This window comes from Pantoea sp. XAF26B01_ASV70, from assembly GCF_054512635.1.
Map to the genome: position 1 here is coordinate 1420240 of NZ_CM137251.1, position 22232 is coordinate 1442471.

Here is a 22232-nt window from a genome sequence, read left to right on the forward strand (position 1 = left end):
CATGACAATAACTCCTCACCAATTGATTGCGTTGCTACCGCTGTTAATCGTCGGATTGACGGTGGTGGTTGTGATGCTGTCCATTGCCTGGCGACGCAACCACTTCGTTAACGCCACGCTAACGGTAGTTGGCCTGAACCTGGCGCTGCTCTCGCTCTACTTTGTCGGTCAGGTCGGGGCGATGGATGTCACGCCGCTGCTGCGCGTCGATGGCTATTCGATGTTCTATACCGCGCTGGTCATGCTGGCGAGTCTGGCGACCTGTACCTTTGCCTATCCATGGCTGGCGGGCTTCCCGGACAACAAAGATGAGTTCTACCTGCTGGTGCTCATTGCGGCACTTGGTGGCATCGTGCTGGCCAGTGCTAACCATCTGGCTTCGCTGTTCATCGGTATTGAGCTGCTTTCGCTGCCGCTGTTTGGTCTGATTGGCTACGCCTTCCGCCAGAAACGTTCACTGGAAGCCGCACTGAAGTACACCATTCTTTCGGCGGCGGCCTCGTCGTTCCTGCTGTTTGGTATTGCGCTGATCTACGCCGACTCCGGTAACCTGAGCTTTGTGGCGCTGGGCCAGAGCCTGACTGACAGCATGATCCACGAGCCACTGCTGCTGGTGGGTCTGGGTATGATGATTATCGGTCTGGGCTTTAAGCTCTCACTGGTTCCGTTCCACCTCTGGACCCCCGATGTTTATCAGGGTGCGCCTGCGCCGGTTTCAACCTTCCTGGCCACCGCCAGCAAGATTGCTATCTTCGGTGTCATCATGCGTCTGTTTATGTATGCGCCGGTGACCGACAGCGAAGCGGTGCGCACAGTGCTGGCCATGATCGCCTTTGTGTCGATTCTGTTTGGTAACCTGATGGCGATTTCGCAGAGCAACATCAAGCGTCTGCTGGGTTACTCCTCTATCGCCCACCTCGGATATCTGCTGGTGGCGCTGATTGCGGTGAAAGATCATCAGCTGTCGCTGGAAACGTCGGGCGTTTACCTGGCCGGTTATCTGTTCAGCAGCCTGGGTGCCTTTGGTGTGGTGAGTCTGATGTCCAGCCCGTATCGTGGCCCGGATGCTGACTCGCTCTACTCCTACCGCGGCCTGTTCTGGCATCGACCTATTCTGTCAGCGGTGATGACGGTGATGATGCTGTCACTGGCGGGTATCCCGATGACGCTGGGCTTTATCGGTAAATTCTACGTTATCGCTTCAGGCGTCAGTGCGCACCTGTGGTGGCTGACCGGTGCTGTAGTCGCGGGTAGTGCGATTGGCCTCTACTACTATCTGCGCGTGACGGTGAGTCTCTACCTCAGCCCGCCGGAACTGCATACACGTGATACCCCGGCTAACTGGGCATTTACGGCCGGTGGTGTGGTGGTACTGATCTCTGCCATTCTGGTGCTGCTGTTAGGGGTTTACCCGCAGCCGCTGATCAGACTGGTGCAGATGGCTCAGCCGCTGATGTAAGCGCGTTGCTGCGACTGACGAATCAGGCCTCCGGGCCTGATTTTTTTTGCCTGTAAGATAGTGTCACCAGCAGGTGCTGGCGACACCGCGCTGATGTAGAGTGTGTGGTTTAAAGGAGAGACCATGGACATTAACTGGCAGGATAAACACCATAGCGAACTGACCCTCTCACAGCTCTATGCACTGCTGGCGTTGCGCAGTGCCGTGTTTGTGGTGGAACAGCAGTGCGCTTACCTTGATGTGGATGGCAAAGATTTGCAGGCGGAAAACCGGCATCTGCTGGGAATGGCGGATGACCAGCTGGTGGCCTATGCGCGACTGCTCTCTCCGGAGGATGAGACCAGCCCGGTGAAAATCGGACGGGTGATTGTTTCAGATCGGGTTCGTGGTGCGCGGCTGGGGAATCGTCTGATGGAGCAGGCGATCAACAGTTGTCAGCAGCACTGGCCGGGCCGCGATCTGTTTCTCTCCGCGCAGGCGCATCTGGAAAGTTTCTATGGGCAGCATGGCTTTGTCGCGGTGGGGGAGAACTACCTGGAAGATGGGATCCCTCACGTTGATATGCTGAAGAACGCGCCATAAAAAAGGCGAGGCCTGAGCCTCGCCTGTTTACATCAACCCACCGTCATCTGGCGGTCGTCGACATATTTACGCTGATCCGGCGCAGGCGGGAAATATTGATAGAGCCAGGTTTCACTCAGCGTCTCATCTTTGCTGCGCAGGAACAGACGCATCTCTACCGGCTCGGTGGAATCGCTATTTGGATACCAGTCAAACAGGATGCGATAGCCCTTAAGCGGATCGACATACAGAATCTCAACCTGCTTCACGCTACCGGATGAAACGGTAATCACCGGCTCAATCCCTTTCGGCGCAGCCGCCTGCAGATCGCCACCAATAAAATCAATGGCGAAGCGGCGGCACCAGGTTTCCGGGAAGTGTTCGCCAGGCGCCCAGCCTTCCGGGAAACCACCGATACCGGTACGGGTTGCATCCACGCGCGCCAGACCGCTACGCACCGGCGGCAGACCACTCCAGTAAAGCTTGTAGGAGAAGTTCAGCTCGCTGCCCGCTTTGACCGGCTCAGCCGGTTGCCAGAAGCAGACCACGTTATCCAGCGTTTCACCCGTGGTCGGGATCTCCATCAGGTTGATCGCGCCTTTGCCCCACTTACCGACCGGCTCAACCCACAGGCTGGGACGTTTGTCATACCAGCCAATCACATCCTGATAATCTTTGAAGTCGTGATTAAGCTGCAACAGGCCAAACCCACGCGGATTCTCATCTTCATAGGCGTTGAACTGCAGACGCTGAGGATTATTCAGTGGGCGGGCAATCCATTCGCCTTTACCGGTCCACATCGCCAGGCGATCGGAGTCATGGATCTGCGGATGGTAAGTGTTGCACATGCGGCGTTCGTTGGTGCCGCAGCTGAACATACTGGTCATTGGCGAGATGCCAATCTGACGGATCTCTTTACGGGCAAACAGGTGGTTTTCCACCTCCATCACCACGCGTTTCTCTTCGCAATGGATGATGAATTTATAAGCACCGGTGACGCTGGCACCATCCAGCAGGGCGTAGCAGGTAAAGGTGGTATCTTCCGCTTTTGGCGTTTCAAACCAGAAGGCGGTGAAATCGGGAAACTCCTCCTGGCCATTGCTGAAGGTGTTGATCGCTACGCCACGCGCCGAGAGGCCGTACTGGAAAGTATCGTCAACGGCACGGAAGTAGCTTGCGCCAAGGAAGGAGACGATGTCGCGACGGGCCAGTTCCGGTTTTTTAAAGGCGCGGAAACCAGCGAAGCCGAGGTCAGTTTTGCCCTCCAGCTGCTTCGTATCAACTTTGGCGTCGTTGTAGTTGAACAATTCGGGACGGAAGTGAATTTCGCGCGCTTCGCGACTCTCGCCGTCGACAGAGAACATGCGGATGCGCCGCTTGAAGCCCATACCGACATGGAAGAACTGAACGTCCAGTTGACGGTCGGGCAGGTTGTTCCAGAGTGAGTGGTTGGCGTCATACTGAATTTCGTTGTACGCCTGCGGGGTCAGTGTGGCCAGCGTCTCCGGCAGCGCGCCCGGTGCTCCGCCCCAGGGTTTTTTCGCCAGCGCAGCCGCGTTTTTCTTCAATACGTCGAAATCGAAGCGTACGGCGGTTCCGTCAGCAATGCCATCTTCTGCCCATGCGGATTGCGCAAACAGCGTTGACAGGCCGGTCATGCCGCTGACGGCGGAGAAGGCCATTGACGCTTTCATAAACATTCTTCGATTCATGCCAGAGATTATTCCTTAGCTGTTCGAGGGTGTCGTGACTGTCGTGCAAAATGCACTTTCATGGCCCGATAATCACAGGCAACAGAGGGGTACGACAGTAGGGTTACTGGAAAATTCAGTCACGACAAAATTTATCAGATTAATCAAAGAAGCGAAGCGAAATTCCGCGGTTGCCGCTGCGTCTTACACTTCTTTGCGTAGCGAAACGGCGCACAGCCTGCACTGAGCAAGATTAACAGATGAAAAATCAGGTGATTCCTGGAGCAGGAAATCAGCAGAGCGCCAGATTATGACTATAGTTAATGAACTGCTTTGCAATTCACACGGAGGAAACGATGGTAAATCAGACAAATCAATTCGAAACGGGCCTCGATGACGATATTGCGTTACTGACTGAAACGCTGGAAGAAGTTCTTAAGGCATCAGGTGATCCGGCCGATCAGAAGTACATTGAGCTTAAGAGCAAAGCCGAACAGGCGCTGAACGATGTGAAATCCCGTGTCAGCCAGGCGTCCGATAGCTACTACTATCGCGCTAAACAAGCGGCTTACCGTGCAGACGACTACGTGCACGAAAAACCGTGGCAGGGTGTCGGTATCGGTGCAACAGCCGGTCTGGTACTTGGTCTGCTGCTGGCGCGTCGTTAATCGCGATTCGCTGACCCAGTTGTAGCAGACAACTGTAGTAAAAAAGCGGCGGGGCAATCCCGCCGTTTTTATTGGTTTTTAACTCCCTGAACACCTTCACCTCCCTTGTTCCTGCTTCACCCTCGCTATCTTTATGCGCAACGTGCCTGAGACGCAGTGGTCACAATCCCTGGTGACGCCGATTGTGTCTGGCGGGAGGAGTTCGTACAGTAAAGCAAACGTGAAAAGGAGAACTCAACGTGATTAGAGTAGAGATGCTGTCGACCGGGGATGAGGTGCTGCATGGCCAAATCGTCGATACCAACGCAGCCTGGCTGGCGGATATGTTGTTCCAGCAAGGGTTGCCTATGACCAGCCGTACCACGGTAGGAGATTCACTCGAATCGCTAATCGCCACGCTACAGGCGCGCAGCCATGAGGCAGATGTGCTGATTGTGAATGGCGGTCTGGGGCCGACCAGTGACGATCTCAGTGCGCTGGCAGCCGCCAGAGCCTGTGGCGTTGAGCTTGAGGTGCAGCAGGAGTGGCTGGAACAGATGGAAGCCTGGTTCGCCAGCCGGGGACGCGTGATGGCGGCCAGCAATCGCAAGCAGGCGGAAATCCCGGCCAATGCGGAGCTGATTGATAATCCGGTTGGTACCGCCTGTGGCTTTGCGCTGCAACTCAATCGCTGCTGGATGTTCTTCACGCCTGGTGTGCCGTCTGAATTTAAAGTGATGGTGGAGCAGCAGATCATCCCCCGTCTGAAAGCGAAATTTTCGCCGCCCGAGCCACCGATTTGTCTGCGGCTGACCACCTTTGGTCGCGGTGAAAGCGATATTGCCGCCGAACTGGAGCCGCTGGCGCTGCCGGAAGGCGTGGTCATGGGATATCGCTCGTCCATGCCGATCATCGAGATCAAGCTCACCGGCCCGGCCAGTCAGCGGGTGGCGATGGAGCAGGTGTGGCAGCAGGTGCGTCTGCAACTGGCGGAGTGCACCATTTTCGAAGGTACCGAAGGCTTACCGGCGCTGCTGGCACGTGAGCTGGAGCAGCGCGGTGAGCAGCTGGCAATCAGTGAGCAATACACCGCCGGATTGCTCTACTGGCAGTTGGCTGGCGCCAGCGTGCCGCTGCGTGGCGCTGACATCTTTCCACCCCGGCAGGAGACGCTTGAGCAGCAGGTGATCCGCACCCGCGAACTTGCTGCACAGCAGCAGGCCGCGCTGGCGCTCTCTGTTGGCAGCCTGGAGCAGGAAGAGATTTCGGTGGCGCTGCATACGCCGGATGGCAGCTTTGGTCAGCGCGTGAAGTTCAGTACCGGTCGCCATAATCTGGAGACGCGGCAGAAGGTGGTGGCAATGATGGCGATGAACATGCTGCGCCGCTGGTTACACGGCAGCGAAGTGAGCACCGGTCACGGCTGGATTGATGTGGTTGAAACTGTCAGACAGTAATATCAGTGAAAATAAAACGGGCGCCTGAGGCGCCCGTTTCGTTTCAGAATGCTGACCAACTTAGCCTTGGTGGCTTTTAGATCGAGCCTGCGAAGGGAACACGGTCAGATCGGAAAGACGCAAAAGCGTCATCCCTGACTGCTCGGCCCGCGCGATTACGCACCTCATCCCTGAGGTGCGCCCTTAGCCGGGCCAACGCTTTGCGTTGTTCAAAAACGCTCCCGGCGTTTTTATCCGGGCGGCGGGACGCTTTCCTATTCTGACCGTGTTCCCTGCGCTTCTGGCTGATCAATTGCTGTCAGGTTTACCCGTATTTAACTTGGGCAGCAATCTGACAAACACCACCTCAGTTATAACTCCAGCTCAATCTCGCCTTTGGCTTTGCAGCAGCAGGGCAGAATCTCATCCTGCTGCACAAAAGCCAGCGGCCGTTGTGGGTAATGCACTTCGCCTTTCAGCAGCCGCATCCGGCAGGAGCCGCAGTAACCTTCGCGGCACTGAAACTCCACGCAGAGATTGTTGGCTTCCAGCAGCGTCAGCAGATTGGTATGCTCGTCTGTGCATTCCAGCCGGGTGCCGGAACTGCGCAGAATAACAACGTCGCGGCTCATAATTAAAGCTGGAAGTCGTCGAAGTCGTTAGCGCCTACTTCAGAATCGATCTGACCCACCAGATAGGAGCTCACTTCCACTTCCTGCGGCGCAACCTGAACGTTGTCAGAGACCAGCCAGGAATTAATCCATGGGATTGGGTTTGAGCGCGTCTGGAACGGCAAATCAAGGCCAACAGCCTGCATACGGATATTGGTGATGTACTCAATGTACTGGCAGAGAATATCTTTGTTCAGGCCGATCATTGAGCCGCCGCTGAACAGATATTCTGCCCACTCTTTCTCCTGCAGCGCTGCTTTCTTAAACAGCTCGAAGCACTCTTCACGGCACTCTGCCGCAATCTCTTTCATCTCCGGATCGTCTTCACCGCTGCGCAGCAGATTCAGCATGTGCTGGGTGCCGGTCAGGTGCAGCGCTTCATCGCGGGCAATCAGCTTGATGATTTTGGCATTGCCTTCCATCAGCTCGCGCTCGGCGAACGCGAATGAACAGGCGAAGCTGACATAGAAACGGATCGCTTCCAGCGCATTGACGCTCATCAGGCAGATATAGAGCTGCTTCTTCAGGGCGCGCAGGCTGACGACGACCGGTTTGCCATTGACCTGATGCGTGCCTTCACCCAGCTGATGCCAGTAGTTGGTCATCTCAATCAGATCGTCGTAATAGCGTGAGATATCCTGAGCACGCGCCAGAATCTGCTCATTGGTAACGATATCGTCAAACACCACCGCCGGATCGTTAACAATGTTACGGATGATGTGGGTGTAAGAACGGGAGTGAATCGTCTCTGAGAACGCCCAGGTTTCAATCCAGGTTTCCAGTTCAGGAATCGAGATCAGCGGCAGCAGCGCGACGTTCGGGCTGCGGCCCTGAATAGAATCCAGCAGCGTCTGATATTTCAGGTTGCTGATAAAGATATGTTTTTCGTGGTCCGGCAGCGCCTGGTAATCGATGCGATCGCGTGAAACGTCGACCTCTTCCGGACGCCAGAAGAAGGAGAGCTGCTTTTCGATCAGCTTTTCAAAGATGTCATATTTTTGCTGGTCGAAGCGCGCCACGTTTACGGACTGACCGAAAAACATCGGCTCTTTCAGCTGATCATTTTTGTTCTGTGAGAAAGTGGAGTAAGCCATAAAAGTTGTCCAAAAGTAGACGAAGCCAGGCCTCGTGAAATGAATGAGGCGGGAGATTCTCCCGCCTGACCATTAGATCTTACAGGCGCCGCTCTCGCAGCCATCATCCTGGATGGAAGGTGCCAGGTCATCCTGCGCATCTTCAGCACCGTCACGGGTGTTTTGATAGTAGAGCGTTTTCACGCCGAACTTATACGCCGTCAGCAGATCTTTCAGCAGCTGTTTCATCGGCACTTTACCGTTGGTGAAGCGCGACGGATCGTAGTTGGTGTTGGACGAAATCGCCTGGTCGATGAATTTCTGCATCAGACCCACCAGTTGCAGGTAGCCGTCGTTGTTCGGCATTTCCCACAGCAGTTCGTACTGATCTTTCAGACGCTCATACTCCGGCACGACCTGACGCAGGATGCCATCTTTCGACGCTTTGATGCTGATGTGACCGCGCGGAGGCTCAATACCGTTGGTGGCATTGGAGATCTGCGACGAGGTTTCAGACGGCATCAGCGCAGACAGGGTCGAGTTGCGCAGGCCGTGCGTTTTAATCTCTTCACGCAGGCTTTCCCAGTCGAGATGCAGCGGTTCGTTGCTGATCGCATCCAGATCTTTCTTGTAGGTGTCGATAGGCAGAATGCCCTGCGCATAGGTGGTTTCATTGAACCACGGGCAGGCACCTTGCTCTTTCGCCAGCTCGTTTGAGGCTTTCAGCAGGTAATACTGAATCGCTTCAAAGGTCTTGTGCGTCAGGCCATTGGCGCTGCCATCGGAGTAGCGCACACCATGCTTCGCCAGATAGTAGGCGTAGTTAATGACGCCGATACCCAGAGTACGACGACCCATCGCGCCACGCTGGGCAGCCGGGATCGGGTAGTCCTGATAGTCGAGCAGCGCATCAAGCGCACGTACGGCCAGGGTAGCCAGCTCTTCCAGATCGTCGAGGCTTTCGATGGCGCCGAGGTTGAACGCAGAGAGCGTACACAGGGCAATCTCACCGTTTTCGTCGTTAACATCTTCCAGCGGTTTCGTCGGCAGGGCGATTTCCAGGCAGAGGTTAGACTGGCGAACCGGCGCAATGCTCGGGTCAAACGGGCTGTGGGTGTTGCAGTGATCGACGTTCTGAATGTAGATACGGCCGGTAGAGGCGCGTTCCTGCATCATCAGTGAGAAGAGATCGACCGCTTTAACACGCTGCTTGCGGATGCTCTGATCCTGCTCATATTTGGTATAGAGGCGCTCAAACTCATCCTGATTGGCGAAAAATGCGTCATACAGGCCAGGCACGTCAGACGGGCTGAACAGGGTGATATCTTCGCCTTTCAGCAGGCGCTGATACATCAGCTTATTGAGCTGTACACCATAGTCCATGTGACGCACGCGGTTGCCTTCAACGCCACGGTTGTTCTTCAGCACCAGCAGGCTTTCGATTTCCAGATGCCACATCGGGTAGAACAGCGTGGCTGCGCCGCCACGAACGCCGCCCTGAGAACAGGACTTCACCGCGGTCTGGAAATGCTTGTAGAACGGGATACAGCCGGTATGGAACGCTTCACCGCCGCGAATCGGGCTGCCCAGCGCACGGATACGACCGGCGTTGATACCGATGCCGGCACGCTGAGAGACATATTTCACAATCGCGCTGGAGGTGGCGTTGATGGAGTCCAGGCTGTCGCCGCACTCGATCAGTACACAGGAGCTGAACTGGCGCGTCGGGGTGCGTACACCAGACATGATTGGCGTCGGCAGGGAAATTTTAAACGTCGAGATCGCATCATAGAAACGCTTGATGTAATCCATACGCGTGTCGCGCGGATAGCCGGAGAAGAGGCAGGCGGCGACCAGTATGTAGAGGAACTGCGCGCTTTCGTAGATTTCACCCGAAACGCGGTTCTGCACCAGATATTTGCCTTCCAGCTGCTTCACAGCGGCATAGGAGAAGTTCATGTCACGCCAGTGGTCAAGGAACTCATCCATCTGCGCAAACTCTTCCTGGCTGTAATCTTCCAGCAGGTGGCGATCATATTTGCCCATGTCGACCATCTTAACGACCTGGTCATAAAGCTTTGGCGGCTCAAACTGACCATACGCTTTTTTGCGCAGGTGGAAGATCGCCAGGCGGGCAGCCAGGTATTGATAGTCAGGGGCATCGCGGGAGATGAGGTCTGCTGCGGCCTTGATGATGGTCTCATGAATGTCAGAGGTTCTGATGCCATCATAGAACTGAATGTGAGAGCGCAGCTCAACCTGTGAAACTGAGACGTTGTTCAGCCCTTCAGCTGCCCAGTCCAGCACACGGTGAATTTTGTCGAGATCAATGCGCTCCTGGCGGCCATCGCGTTTAGTAACGAGCAGACTCTGGTTCATGTCGCGTTTTTACCTTTGCGTGAGTATCCAAAAATTAAAAGAAATCCCGGTTTATACACAGCCTATTCATTGTGAATAATGTGTGGATAAACACTACATCTAGGGGGTGATGGGAAAAGCCATAACTACATGGGGGCATATTTTAGTATTTTACGGCCGCTTAACAAGAGCAAAAAATGATGGCTGGAGGGGTTGTAATTCTTGCGAAATTTCTTAGCCCACGCCTTGTAAGGCCTGGCATCATGTCAACCAGATCACACTTTTTTTTCTTATTATGATCGGGCGCGTGTTTCTTATTCAATCCTCAGGATTCAGCAGGAAAAGGGATGAAAAATGGCTAAAAGCCGCTAGCGGGTTGCTGGTCAGCAGAGAATCGGATGCGGTAACGCTGAAGAGGATGGAGCCGGGCTGATGTAACCTATTGGCAGACATCAGAATGCCTCTGGCGCGGTGAGTGCTGTGACCGGCACAGGGAGAACGGGCGCAGAAGAGGGGATGCCCGCCCTGATTCAGGCGGGCGGGTCACTCAGACGGCGCGGTGGGTGTGTACCATATAATTCACGTCAGTGCCGGGAGCCAGTTTGAATCGGTTAGTCACCGGGTTGTAATGCAGGCCAATGATGTGGCGTTCACGCAGGGCCGTTTCATCGACCCAGCCCAGCAGTTCGGAAGGACGGATAAATTTCTTCACGTCGTGAGTGCCGCGCGGCAGCATGCGCAACACATATTCCGCACCAAATATCGCCAGCAGCCAGGCTTTTGGATTGCGGTTCAGCGTAGAGAAGAAGACTTCGCCGCCGGGTTTGACCAGCTTCGCACAGGCGTGAACGACTGAGCGCGGATCCGGCACGTGCTCCAGCATCTCCATGCAGGTCACCACATCATATTTTCCGGCGTGCTGCTCCGCATGCTCTTCGACGGTCTGCTGCACGTAGTCCAGCGTCACTCCGCTCTCCAGAGCATGCAGGCGCGCCACGGCCAGCGGTTCCGCGCCCATGTCCAGACCCGTGACCACGGCGCCTTCGCGCGCCATACTTTCGGCTAAGATGCCGCCGCCGCATCCGACGTCGAGCACGGTTTTACCGAATAAGCCGTTGCTGTGCTGCGCGATATAGCCCAGGCGCAGCGGGTTAATGCGGTGCAACGGTTTAAATTCACCCTCCAGATCCCACCAGCGCGAGGCAACGGCCTCAAACTTGGCAATTTCCTGCGCATCGACGTTCTGCTGATGATTCTGCGGTTGTGCATTCATTGAATCGTAACTCCTGACAAAATGTGCCCACAGTATAAACGCTTAACCGCAGATGGCACACCTTTCAGGCGCAAGGAAAAGCGGGTGAAATCGGTGGTTAGCGTTCACCAGAGCATTGCAGTGTGATATACTTTCGCACCTTTAAAATCCGGGATTAAGTAGAGGGATAGCGGCTCCATGAGCGACCTTGCGAGAGAAATTACACCGGTCAATATCGAAGAAGAATTAAAAAATTCTTACCTCGGTTACGCCATGTCGGTCATCGTTGGCCGAGCTTTACCCGATGTGCGTGATGGCCTGAAGCCGGTTCATCGTCGCGTACTTTTTGCGATGAGCGTACTGGGTAACGACTGGAACAAACCCTATAAAAAATCTGCCCGCGTCGTCGGTGACGTTATCGGTAAATATCACCCGCATGGTGATTCCGCCGTATACGACACCATTGTACGTATGGCCCAGCCTTTCTCCCTGCGTTACATGCTGGTGGACGGACAAGGCAACTTCGGTTCCATCGACGGCGACTCCGCCGCGGCGATGCGTTATACCGAAATTCGCATGTCGAAAATCGCCCACGACCTGTTAGCTGACCTGGAAAAAGAGACCGTCGATTTCGTACCGAACTACGACGGCACTGAGCAGATCCCTGAAGTTCTGCCGACCAAAATTCCTAACCTGCTGGTGAACGGCTCTTCCGGTATCGCCGTAGGTATGGCAACCAACATTCCGCCGCATAACCTGCGTGAAGTGATTAACGGCTGCCTGGCTTACATTGAAAATGAAGACATCAGCATTGAAGAGCTGATGGAGCACATTCCGGGGCCTGATTTCCCGACCGCCGCTATTATCAATGGTCGCCGTGGCATCGAAGAAGCGTACCGCACCGGACGCGGTAAAATTTATATTCGTGCGCGTGGCGAAGTGGAAGCTGATGCTAAAACGGGCCGCGAGACCATCATCATTCATGAGCTGCCGTATCAGGTTAACAAGGCACGCCTGATTGAGAAGATTGCGGAGCTGGTGAAAGAGAAGCGTGTCGAAGGCATCAGCGCACTGCGCGATGAGTCTGATAAAGACGGCATGCGTATCGTGATTGAGATCAAGCGCGATGCGGTCGGCGAAGTCGTGCTGAATAATCTCTATTCACTGACCCAGTTGCAGACCTCGTTTGGTATCAACATGGTCGCCCTGCATCAGGGTCAGCCGAAGATCATGGCGCTGAAGGAGATTCTGGACGCCTTTGTTCGCCATCGTCGTGAAGTTGTGACGCGTCGTACTATCTTTGAACTGCGTAAGGCGCGCGATCGTGCGCATATCCTGGAAGGTCTGGCGATTGCGCTGGCGAATATCGATCCGATCATCGAGCTGATTCGTCGTGCACCAAACCCGGCAGAAGCGAAAGCGGGTCTGATTGCGCAGGCGTGGGATCTCGGTAACGTGTCAGCGATGCTGGAACGTGCCGGTGATGACGCCGCGCGTCCGGAGTGGCTGGATCCACAATATGGCATCCGTGATGGTCAATACTATCTGACCGAGCAGCAGGCTCAGGCGATTCTGGATCTGCGTCTGCAGAAACTGACCGGCCTTGAGCACGAGAAGCTGCTGGATGAGTATAAAGCGCTGCTGGAGCAGATCGCTGAGTTGCTGCGCATTCTGTCGAACGCGGACCGTCTGATGGAGGTGATCCGCGAAGAGCTGGAGCTGATGCGTGATCAGTTCGGTGATGAGCGTCGCACAGAGATTACCGCCAACACGGCTGACATTAATATCGAAGACCTGATCAATCAGGAAGATGTTGTGGTGACATTGTCGCATCAGGGCTATGTGAAGTATCAGCCGCTGACCGACTATGAAGCGCAGCGTCGTGGTGGTAAGGGCAAATCAGCCGCACGTATCAAAGAAGAGGACTTCATTGATCGTCTGCTGGTCGCCAATACGCATGACACGATTCTTTGCTTCTCCAGCCGTGGCCGTCTCTACTGGATGAAGGTTTACCAGCTGCCGGAAGCAAGCCGTGGCGCACGTGGACGTCCAATCGTCAACCTGCTGCCGCTGGAAGCCAACGAGCGTATTACGGCGATTCTGCCGGTACGTGAGTATACCGAAGGCTTTAATATCTTTATGGCGACCGCGCTCGGTACCGTGAAGAAGACCGCACTGAAAGAGTTCAGCCGTCCACGCAGCGCGGGCATTATTGCCGTGAATCTGCGTGACGACGATGAGCTGATCGGTGTGGCGCTGACCAACGGTAACGATGAAGCGATGCTGTTCTCAGCGGCCGGTAAAGTGGTGCGCTTTGCAGAAACCGCAGTCCGTGCGATGGGTCGTACCGCCTCTGGCGTACGCGGCATCAGGCTGGCTGAAGGCGATCGCGTTGTGTCATTGATTGTGCCGCGTGAAGAGGGTGCAATTATGACCGTGACGCAGAATGGTTACGGCAAGCGTACGGCCAACAGCGAATACCCGACCAAGTCGCGTGCGACTCAGGGTGTTATTTCAATCAAAGTGACCGAACGTAATGGTCCGGTGATTGGCGCCGTTCAGGTCGTTGATGGCGATCAGATTATGATGATCACCGATGCCGGTACGCTGGTGCGTACCCGCGTTTCAGAAGTGAGCGTCGTGGGTCGTAATACCCAGGGTGTGATTCTGATTCGTACCGCAGAGGATGAGAACGTCGTGGGTCTGCAGCGTGTTGCCGAGCCGGTTGAAGAAGAAGAGCTGGATTCAATCGACGGTAGCGTGGCGGAAGGCGAGGAAGATATCGCGCCGGAAGCAGAGAACGACGATGAAGAGATTGCGCCGGAAGCGGATGCAGAAGACGAAGACGACGCGGCTGAAGACGAAGAGTAATTTGTCTGGCGTGAGCTGAGGTTCGTTGCAGAAACGGCAGGTCAGGGGAAACCCGGCCTGCCGTTTTTTTTTGTGTGATGGGGAGATTGCAGGGGGCAGAGAGCTTATGGCTGGGAGCTGGGAGCTGGGAGCTGATGGCTGTGAGTCGGGAGCCGTCGCAAGGCCTGCTGTGCCCGATCGCAAAGGATTCCCGCATCCATGCGGATCGGCCACGCCATCGCGGGCCAGACGCTTTGCTCTTCGGGCATAGCAGGCCTTTCTTGTTGGGGTTGTGATGTCGCTTTGAGGGGATGGGCGTGGTGTTTGAGGTGTAGAGGCAGGCCTTTCTTATTGGAATGGTGGAACCGCTTTAAGTAGATAAAGATGTTGCTTTGGCTGTCTTAAAAGATTCCCAAACCGCCCGCTAAGCCTGCGGCTGGCTGGCTTTTTACGCCCGATAAAGCTAGTGTATGGGCATTAAAAATCGATGATGCGACTAACCTTGCCAACTGCGAGTTACCTTTGAAATATCCTGTCTCTTTCCGCACTACGCTTCGCATCTCGCGCTATCTTTTCCGCGCGCTGGCGCTGCTAATCTGGACGCTGGGCGCCGTTCTTACTGCGTTTTACATTATCAGCGTGCTGCACAATAAAGAGACGCAGGTTCGGCAGGAGTTTGCCAGCAACTACGGCACCATACAGTGGTATGTGCGCCATTCGGCGGACATGATGCGTGAGCTGAAATATATCACCGAGAACCGCTTAACCAACGCCAGCAGCGGTCTGGATGTGCTGACCGGTATGATGCCAGGTAAAACATCCCAGCCGCAGTTTACGCCCCTGTTTTCGGATGGCGACTGTACCTCGATGAGCAATACCTGGCGCAACTCGCTCGATTCACTCAGTTACTACATCAATTACTGGAAAAGTAACTTCGCCTCATCGTATGAGCTGAATCGGGTGTTCTTTATCGGTGGCGAGAGTCAGTGTCTGGCCGACTTCACGATTGGCAGCAGCAATGCTGACCGGGAACGCAGCCTGAAATCGCTGCGTGAGAATGTGCTGCGCTATCGCAATAGCAGCGAAGAAGATCGCCGCAATCCGATGTACTGGATTAATAGCAGTGCTCAGCCAGGCGTTGGAACCTTCTTTATGGTGGTGCCCGTCTACGTTGCTAATAAGTTACAGGCGCTACTGGGCGTCGAACAGAATATCCGGCTGGATGAGTTTATTCAGCCGGGCAGCCTGCCGATTATCGCCTCCATTACCGATGAAAATTATCGTCCACTGCTAAATTCGCGGCGCGGCGGGCTGGGCTTCTCGCTCGATAGTCTTCCTGATGATAAAACCTGGTTCGGATACCTGAATGGTTATCGTCAGCTGGTTCTGAAAAAGCCGCTGCCGCCTTCCGATCTTAACGTGGTGTGGTCGATATCTACCGACGTGATGGTGGATCAGCTCAAGCTGATGATCATTAATGCGCTGCTGCTCAATATTTTCAGCGCTGTCATTCTGTTTACCCTCGCCTGGCTGTTTGAGCGCCGGATGTTCCTGCCGGCGGAGGAGAACGCGCACCGGCTGGAAGAGCATGAGCAGTTTAACCGTAAGATTGTCGCCTCTGCGCCGGTCGGGATCTGTATTTTACGCACCAGCGACGGCACCAATATTCTGAGTAACGAGCTGGCGCACAATTATCTGACGTTGCTGACGCAGGAAGATCGCCTGCGGCTGAATGAGATTATTGGCGGGCAGCAGGTCAACTTTGTCGATGTGCTCACCGGCAGTAATACTAACCTGCAAATCAGCTTTGTGCATTCGCGCTATCGTAATGAGAACGTGGCGATTTGCGTGCTGGTCGATGTCTCGGCGCGCGTGCGGATGGAGCAGTCGCTGCAGGAGATGGCCCACGCGGCAGAGCAGGCGAGCCAGTCAAAATCGATGTTCCTTGCCACGGTCAGTCACGAACTGCGCACGCCGCTTTATGGCATTATCGGTAATCTCGATCTGCTGCAGACCAAAGAGCTGCCCAGTGGTATCGACTCGCTGGTGACGGCGATGAACAACTCCTCCAGCCTGCTGCTGAAAATCATCAGCGATATTCTCGACTTCTCAAAAATCGAGTCAGAGCAGCTGAAAATTGAGCCGCGTCCGTTTGCACCTCGTGAAATCGTGACCCACATCGTCGGCAACTATCTGTCGCTGGTGGTGAAGAAGCGGCTTACGCTCTACTGCTTTATCGAACATGACGTTCCGCAGGTGCTGGACGGCGATCCGCTGCGTCTGCAGCAGGTGATCTCGAACCTGCTGAATAACGCGATTAAGTTCACGCATACGGGCTGTATTATCCTCCACGCTTACGTTGCGCAGGGCTATCTGGCATTCCGCGTCCGTGATACTGGCGTCGGCATTCCGGCGAAAGAGCTGCCACGCCTGTTTGATCCTTTCTTCCAGGTGGGAAATGGCGTGCAGCGTAATTTCCAGGGCACCGGGCTGGGACTGGCGATCTGTGAAAAGCTGATCAACATGATGGATGGCGACATCGAGGTCGACTCAGAGCCAGGCATGGGCAGCCAGTTTATTGTGCGTATTCCAATCTACAAAGGGCAGAAGCCATCACTGATGCTGCTGGAGGATTTACAGGATAAGAAAATCTGGCTGGCGATGCGCAACGAGTACCTCGCGGAATTTATCACGCGTCAGATTCAGCAGCAGGGCATTCAGGTCGGGGAGTATAACGGTAAGCCTGGCCATGACGATGTGGTGATGACCGATTACGAACTGGATATTGATGTTCCGTTGCGGGCACTGGTCACTTTCGATGGATCGCATGTGGATATGCCGCGTGAACGTCAGCCTGGCCGCTGGATCCACTCTACCGCCACGCTGCACGAGGTTCCGGCGCTGCTGGCGCGCATCTATCGGATCGCACTGGGCAACGACGCCGCAGATGCGCTGTTGCTGGCCGCACCGGTAGAAGAGAAAGTGCATAACGATGACATCATGGTGCTGATTGTCGATGACCATCCGATTAACCGCATGCTGCTGTCGGAACAGCTCGGCACGCTGGGCTATCAGGTGAAGACTGCGCAGGATGGCGTTGATGCACTTAATGTACTGAGTCGTAATGAGATTGATATCGTACTCACCGACGTGAACATGCCGAATATGGATGGTTATCGCCTGACGCAGCGGTTGCGTCAGCTGGGCCATCTCTTCCCGGTGGTTGGCGTGACGGCGAATGCGCTGGCGGAAGAGAAACAGCGTTGCATGGATGCGGGCATGGATAACTGCCTGTCGAAACCGGTGACGTTAGATGTGCTGAAAGTGACGCTGGCAATCTATGCTGATCGGGTACGTAAAACGCGGATGGGGTAGGGCAGGAAAGGGCAGAGGCGAGGCGGTGCAGGCTGCACCGCCTCAGGAAGTAACTTAGTCTCTTTCGACCTGAGTCTGGCTGACAGACGACAGGTAGTTCAGCAGTGCGATATCGTTATCCACGCCCAGTTTCATCATCGCTGATTTCTTCTGGCTACTGATGGTTTTGATACTGCGGTTCAGCTTCTTGGCAATCTCGGTCACCAGGAAACCTTCTGCAAACAGACGCAGCACTTCGCTCTCTTTCGGTGACAGGCGTTTGTCGCCATAACCACCCGCGCTGATTTTCTCCAGCAGTTTCGCAACGCTTTCCGGCGTATATTTCTTGCCTTTCTGCAGTGCAGCCAGTGCCTTTGGCAAATCGGTTGGCGCGCCCTGTTTCAGTACAATCCCTTCGATATCGAGATCAAGCACTGAACTCAGAATCGCCGGGTTATTGTTCATCGTCAGAACAATAATCGAGAGATCCGGGTAGTGGCGTTTAATATATTTAATCAGCGTAATACCATCGCCATACTTCTCACCTGGCATAGAGAGGTCGGTGATCAGGACGTTGGCGTCAAGCTTGGACAGATTATTGATCAGTGCTGTTGAGTCTTCGAACTCACCTACAACGTTAACCCATTCAATTTGTTCCAGAGATTTTCGGATACCGAAAAGGACAATTGGATGGTCATCGGCAATAATTACGTTTAAGTTATTCATCTTATTGGTTACCTTGCTGCAGCAGTTGATTGACGTAAGCGTCAATATCACTGGTGGTATTTGTAATGTTTGAATCGTCACACGCTTTAATGTGGTGTTCTAACTCTTCACAAAGCTGTTTGCCGGGAGTCAGATTGAGCATGGCAAACACGCCCTTTAGGCGATGCGCTGTCTGAGCAAGCGAGGCGTAGTCCTTTTCCGCCGACTCAGTATACAGCCTCTTCACATCAACCGGTACTGTCTCCGTAAACAGCTGGAAATAGCCGCCGCTCATCAATGGCGTGGCCGCGTCGTCTTCCGTGTCGTTATCCATCACATCATGCGACAGTTGCTTCTCTATCAGTGCCAGCAATGCATCCAGCAGCGCATTACTGAGATTGAAATTGACCCGATACTGCTGGTCGTTCAGTGCATGGTGCCCCAGTTCATCTTCCGCCAGCAGCAGTGCCCAGCCGCTAAGCTTTGATGGATCGTCGGTCACCAGCACATCGTGATCCTGACCGGAAATGCGCTCGTCGGGTGTCAGACAACGCGCTCCCCAGTTTTCCAGATGGCGGCAGACAATTTTATGCACGTCCTCCACGGTGATCTCCACCAGCGCGGTAACGCCATCCAGAATTTTTTCCTCTTCTTCTTCGCGCTTCTGCTCCAGCACCAGCGGCAACTGCATGTTGTAGCGCGTGCCGATATCCGCTTTTGCCACGATATCCAGGCTGCCACCCATCTGCTTGCAGAGCTGCTTACAGAGGAAGAACGCCATGCCAGAAGCCTGTCCGTAGCGATCCTGACTGGTATCGCCCAGGAACGGGAAGTCGACATTGGCCAGTTCATCCACCGTCAGGCCCGCACCGGTATCCACCAGCTCGATAATCAATCTATCGGCCTGCTTGTCCGCAGCCTTAACTTCCAGGGTGATTTTCCCCCAGCGGGTGGTGGTCAGGGCGTAGTGCATCAGCGTGGTCAGCACTTTACGCAGGGCGCGACGGTCGCCAAAGCGCGTCTCATCATTAGCCAGGTGATTATTCACCACCAGCGACAGCCCTTTGCGGCGCATCAGCGGCAGGCTTTCCAGCGCGATCTCATCCAGCAGTTCCTGCAGGTTAAAGACGGTCGCATCGGGTGACCAGTCGTGCGCCTCAAGCCGGTTCAGCAGCACGATATCATCCACCAGCCGCGCCAGCCCCTGACTCTCATCGAGCAGATCCAGCACGGTCTCATCGGCATCACGCTGGCTGAGCTGTACCAGCTGCGTCACCATCTTCTCCAGGGGCTGATTCAGCGCGTGGCCCAGATTGTGCAGCAGCTGCTGTCGCATCTGATGGTTACGATCCAGCACCTGCTGCGCTTTTTGCAGCTTCTTATTCACCAGCAGTTCGCGATCCTGGTCACGCATCATAAACAGCTGGGTATGCGGCGACAGCACGCTGCGGGCGTGGCGAATCTCATACACTTCGTTATTGATGGTGGCCTGCAGCACGCCCTGATGCTGGTCGGACATATTAATGATCTTCTGCAGATTGAGGTGAGGCAAAAGATGTTCAGCAATCTTATTGCTCAGCAGGGTGCGGTTGCTGGCAAAGTCATACACCAGCAGACCGACCGGCAGACTGGCCACTATCTCTTCATTCAATACCCGCAGCGAATCGAGTTCAGCGCTCTGGTTCTCGCTGGGACGCAGCGACTGCTGGCGCAGCAGTACGATACCCGCCAGTGAAAGCAGGAACAGCAGCAGGTTAATCAGCAGCGGCCAGAGCAGATTATGCAGGGTGTCGATAATCAGACGGCCAATCGGCACCTGATAAACCAGCTGCAGCGAGGTGCTGGGCAGGGTGGCCGTAATCTCGATATTGGGATTAACCAGTGAGATGCGGGTATTTTCCACCTCCTGCTGTTCACTGCTGCTGGCAGGCATTGAGCTGTCCTGACGCAGCTGGAAATTTTCCAGCGGCATGTTCTGCGGAACAATATCGTTAACCGGCAGATCAAAGGCGACCACCGTGGCCAGATGGCCTGGCTGGTTAAAGGTGGTACGCAGCGTGAAATAGTGATCGTTCTGGAAGGCGAGGTGGCGCAGCGGTGAGAAACTCTCGCGCTCATCGAGCGCATTCGCCTGCTGCAACATCTCAGCACGACGACCATCGACCATTGAACTGATGGCGCTCTCTTTATAGCGCGTCGCCATATCTTTCAGCGGCAGGGTCGAGATCATAATCAGGCTATTGTCCTGACCATTTAAAAAGTACATCGACCAGGTGGGATTTTCTGCGCCCCACAGCGTGTCGAGATAGTTCGACATCCGCATGGTCATGTCCAGCGTGCTGCTGTCATGTGAGCCGAAAATCAGCGCTTCCGTTTTACGCCGGGTTTTTTCCAGGTAGTAGACGTCAGGACGCAGTCGCGTCTCCTGCAGGTTACTGCCGGGTGTTGCACCTGCCGCACTGGTAGAGAGGTTTTCATAGATCTGCCAGGTGGCAAAGCGATAGGCATCAATGCGCTTCTGAACGTCACGAGCCAGATCGTCCATGGCATAGCGTTTCCCGGTCAGCCAGGCATTCACCGAGTTATGCACCATAAAGCCCAGCGCCAGCAGGAGCACCAGATTGAAAACCACAAAAAAGCGGGTGACGTTGCCGGAGGTCAGTGGAAACTTATACAACATAGCGTGTCAGGTACCTGAATTATTGCGCAACTTTTCGCGCACTGGCGGCTACCGCTAACAGCAACAGGGCGATCGCTAAAAATGCGCCGCTGAGGCTGATCCATTGCGAAATGAATCCGATTAAAGCCGGACCTGAGAGAATACCCGCATATCCCAGCGTTGTCATGGCAGAAATCGCCAGGTTCGCAGGCATATCCTGTTGATTCCCGGCAGCATTGAACAACATCGGCACCGTGTTAGATAAACCAAAGCCGACCAGCAGGAAAGCCAGCAGGGCGATCTCCGGCCACGGCAGCCAGACGGCCAGACTCATGCCCGCGGCGGCGGTCAGCGCGCCGGTCAGCATAACCGGGTAGCGACCAAAACGCTGGATGATCTTATCGCCGCTAAAACGGCCCAGCGTCATCGCCACGGAAAAGACCGCATAGCCCAGTCCGGCCCAGGCGGGTGACATCTCCGGGTTCTGCAGCAACAGCAGCGCGCCCCAGTCCAGCACGGCCCCTTCCGCCAGGAACAGGATAAAGCAGAGCAGGCCAAGAAACGCGACCCAGCCGCGTGGGATCACCAGCCAGGGTTGATCGGGCTGATGCAGGCGTTCATTCATTAAGACCGGCAGTCGCCACAGCAACAGCAACAACATCACTGCCATTACCACCAGCGTGGCGGCCAGGGGTGAAAAAGACTGGCTCAGCAACAGGCTGACCGTGCCCGCACCCAGAATCCCGCCAAGACTGAAGAAGCCATGGAAGCCGGACATCATCGGTTTATCCGCCGCCTGCTCAACCTGAACCGCCTGATAATTCATCGCCACATCCAGCATGCCCAGCCCGGCGCCAAACAGCATCAGCGCAGCCGCCATAACCAGATGAGAATCAGCCGTGGCCAGTAGCGGCATCATCATCAGCACTAACAGGGTAGAGAAGCACATCACCCGACGGCAGCCAAACCGCGCCACCAGTGTGCCGGTCACCGGCATCGCGGTCAGCGAACCAATACCCAGACAGAGCAGTAACGCGCCCAGTGATGCGCCGCTGAGCTGCAGACGATCGCGGGCAAACGGCACCAGCGGAGCCCAGGCTGACATTCCTAAGCCATTGATCAAAAAGATGGTGCGCGTGCCCCAGTTCAGGCGGCTCTGATGTTTGTTTTGTTGTGCAGCGTCCAGTGCGGTCATAGGTCAGATTCATCAATGGTAAAGCGGAAAAGTGTAGCACTGGCCGTGAGTCAGTGGTCGTTGCGCCTCTTATCAGGAAGGGGGCAGCAACATGGCATAAATGACAAAACCGGGAGTTTACCGACTTTTGTCGCGCTGCGAATTTTTTCCAGAACTTTCCTGGCATGACCACCGCCCCGCAGAATGACTTAACTCAAATTTCACTGTCGTTTTTCAACGACTTGCTGCTGAAAAACCGGATCAGGACCACGCATAAATGATGGCTGAATCGCTTAATGAACAAATTTTTTTTACAGCCTGATGTTTCGGTAGTGGTGTTTT

The 22232-nt window shown here is 54.9% G+C and carries 14 protein-coding genes; 6 read left to right on the forward strand and 8 right to left on the reverse strand.

Annotation, left to right across the window (positions count from 1 at the left end; translation table 11 throughout):
- Position 1: 1 nt before the first annotated feature.
- Entirely contained in the window at positions 2-1459 is a 1458-nt protein-coding gene (gene nuoN / locus ACX8ZY_RS06835) for an NADH-quinone oxidoreductase subunit NuoN (protein WP_010258083.1), read from the forward strand.
- Between the two features lie 123 nt (positions 1460-1582).
- The gene (locus tag ACX8ZY_RS06840) at positions 1583-2041 is read left to right on the forward strand and encodes a GNAT family N-acetyltransferase (protein ID WP_154210339.1); all 459 of its coding nucleotides are present in this window, start codon (positions 1583-1585) and stop codon (positions 2039-2041) included.
- Positions 2042-2073: 32 nt separating this feature from the next.
- Here ACX8ZY_RS06840 and ACX8ZY_RS06845 read toward each other — a convergent pair whose 3' ends face one another.
- Positions 2074-3732: a glucan biosynthesis protein D gene (locus ACX8ZY_RS06845; RefSeq protein ID WP_029519710.1), complete on the reverse strand. Its 1659-nt coding sequence runs from the start codon at positions 3730-3732 to the stop codon at positions 2074-2076.
- Positions 3733-4067: 335 nt separating this feature from the next.
- On the opposite strand from ACX8ZY_RS06845, the gene elaB reads away from it, so the two are divergent.
- Both elaB and ACX8ZY_RS06855 read left to right on the forward strand, forming a co-directional pair.
- A complete protein-coding gene (gene elaB, locus ACX8ZY_RS06850) occupies positions 4068-4379 on the forward strand; it encodes a stress response protein ElaB (RefSeq protein ID WP_010258091.1) in 312 nt (103 codons plus the stop codon).
- 239 nt (positions 4380-4618) lie between these two features.
- Positions 4619-5815: a nicotinamide mononucleotide deamidase-related protein YfaY gene (locus tag ACX8ZY_RS06855; RefSeq protein ID WP_022625069.1), complete on the forward strand. Its 1197-nt coding sequence runs from the start codon at positions 4619-4621 to the stop codon at positions 5813-5815.
- Between the two features lie 350 nt (positions 5816-6165).
- Here ACX8ZY_RS06855 and yfaE read toward each other — a convergent pair whose 3' ends face one another.
- From yfaE to ubiG, 4 genes are all read right to left on the reverse strand, one after another.
- Positions 6166-6426, reverse strand: a complete 261-nt coding sequence (yfaE, locus tag ACX8ZY_RS06860) for a class I ribonucleotide reductase maintenance protein YfaE (protein WP_010258095.1) — start codon at positions 6424-6426, stop codon at positions 6166-6168.
- A 2-nt stretch (positions 6427-6428) separates the two neighbouring features.
- Positions 6429-7559: a class Ia ribonucleoside-diphosphate reductase subunit beta gene (gene nrdB / locus ACX8ZY_RS06865; protein ID WP_010258096.1), complete on the reverse strand. Its 1131-nt coding sequence runs from the start codon at positions 7557-7559 to the stop codon at positions 6429-6431.
- A gap of 72 nt (positions 7560-7631) precedes the next feature.
- A complete protein-coding gene (gene nrdA, locus ACX8ZY_RS06870) occupies positions 7632-9917 on the reverse strand; it encodes a class 1a ribonucleoside-diphosphate reductase subunit alpha (protein WP_010258098.1) in 2286 nt (761 codons plus the stop codon).
- Between the two features lie 526 nt (positions 9918-10443).
- Positions 10444-11169, reverse strand: a complete 726-nt coding sequence (gene ubiG / locus ACX8ZY_RS06875; protein ID WP_010671459.1) for a bifunctional 2-polyprenyl-6-hydroxyphenol methylase/3-demethylubiquinol 3-O-methyltransferase UbiG — start codon at positions 11167-11169, stop codon at positions 10444-10446.
- A 177-nt stretch (positions 11170-11346) separates the two neighbouring features.
- Here ubiG and gyrA point away from each other — a divergent pair, with 177 nt between their 5' ends.
- Positions 11347-14019, forward strand: coding sequence for a DNA topoisomerase (ATP-hydrolyzing) subunit A (gene gyrA / locus ACX8ZY_RS06880; protein WP_064690246.1), 2673 nt, complete (start codon positions 11347-11349; stop codon positions 14017-14019).
- 501 nt (positions 14020-14520) lie between these two features.
- Positions 14521-17373 carry a two-component system sensor histidine kinase RcsC gene (rcsC, locus tag ACX8ZY_RS06885; protein WP_010248396.1) on the forward strand — a complete coding sequence of 951 codons (2853 nt, stop codon included), beginning with the start codon at positions 14521-14523 and terminating at the stop codon, positions 17371-17373.
- A gap of 54 nt (positions 17374-17427) precedes the next feature.
- Here rcsC and rcsB read toward each other — a convergent pair whose 3' ends face one another.
- Genes rcsB through ACX8ZY_RS06900 form a run of 3 tightly spaced genes read right to left on the reverse strand, consistent with a single transcriptional unit; the run spans position 17428 to position 21911 of the window.
- Entirely contained in the window at positions 17428-18078 is a 651-nt protein-coding gene (rcsB, locus tag ACX8ZY_RS06890; protein ID WP_009089068.1) for a response regulator transcription factor RcsB, read from the reverse strand.
- A gap of 1 nt (position 18079) precedes the next feature.
- On the reverse strand, positions 18080-20737 hold the full coding sequence (gene rcsD, locus ACX8ZY_RS06895; protein WP_010248389.1) for a phosphotransferase RcsD: 2658 nt from the start codon (positions 20735-20737) through the stop codon (positions 18080-18082).
- A 19-nt stretch (positions 20738-20756) separates the two neighbouring features.
- Complete coding sequence (locus tag ACX8ZY_RS06900) at positions 20757-21911, reverse strand: MFS transporter (RefSeq protein ID WP_187505554.1); 1155 nt, start codon at positions 21909-21911, stop codon at positions 20757-20759.
- Between the last annotated feature and the right edge of the window lie 321 nt (positions 21912-22232).

Coding starts and splice junctions, on each gene's coding strand:
- nrdA (WP_010258098.1), bottom strand. CDS start 9,917: ATGAACCAGAGTCTGCTCGTTACTAAACGCGATGGCCGCCAGGAGCGC.
- ACX8ZY_RS06840 (WP_154210339.1), top strand. CDS start 1,583: ATGGACATTAACTGGCAGGATAAACACCATAGCGAACTGACCCTCTCA.
- ubiG (WP_010671459.1), bottom strand. CDS start 11,169: ATGAATGCACAACCGCAGAATCATCAGCAGAACGTCGATGCGCAGGAA.
- elaB (WP_010258091.1), top strand. CDS start 4,068: ATGGTAAATCAGACAAATCAATTCGAAACGGGCCTCGATGACGATATT.
- gyrA (WP_064690246.1), top strand. CDS start 11,347: ATGAGCGACCTTGCGAGAGAAATTACACCGGTCAATATCGAAGAAGAA.
- nrdB (WP_010258096.1), bottom strand. CDS start 7,559: ATGGCTTACTCCACTTTCTCACAGAACAAAAATGATCAGCTGAAAGAG.
- rcsB (WP_009089068.1), bottom strand. CDS start 18,078: ATGAATAACTTAAACGTAATTATTGCCGATGACCATCCAATTGTCCTT.
- nuoN (WP_010258083.1), top strand. CDS start 2: ATGACAATAACTCCTCACCAATTGATTGCGTTGCTACCGCTGTTAATC.
- ACX8ZY_RS06900 (WP_187505554.1), bottom strand. CDS start 21,911: ATGACCGCACTGGACGCTGCACAACAAAACAAACATCAGAGCCGCCTG.
- ACX8ZY_RS06845 (WP_029519710.1), bottom strand. CDS start 3,732: ATGAATCGAAGAATGTTTATGAAAGCGTCAATGGCCTTCTCCGCCGTC.
- rcsD (WP_010248389.1), bottom strand. CDS start 20,737: ATGTTGTATAAGTTTCCACTGACCTCCGGCAACGTCACCCGCTTTTTT.
- yfaE (WP_010258095.1), bottom strand. CDS start 6,426: ATGAGCCGCGACGTTGTTATTCTGCGCAGTTCCGGCACCCGGCTGGAA.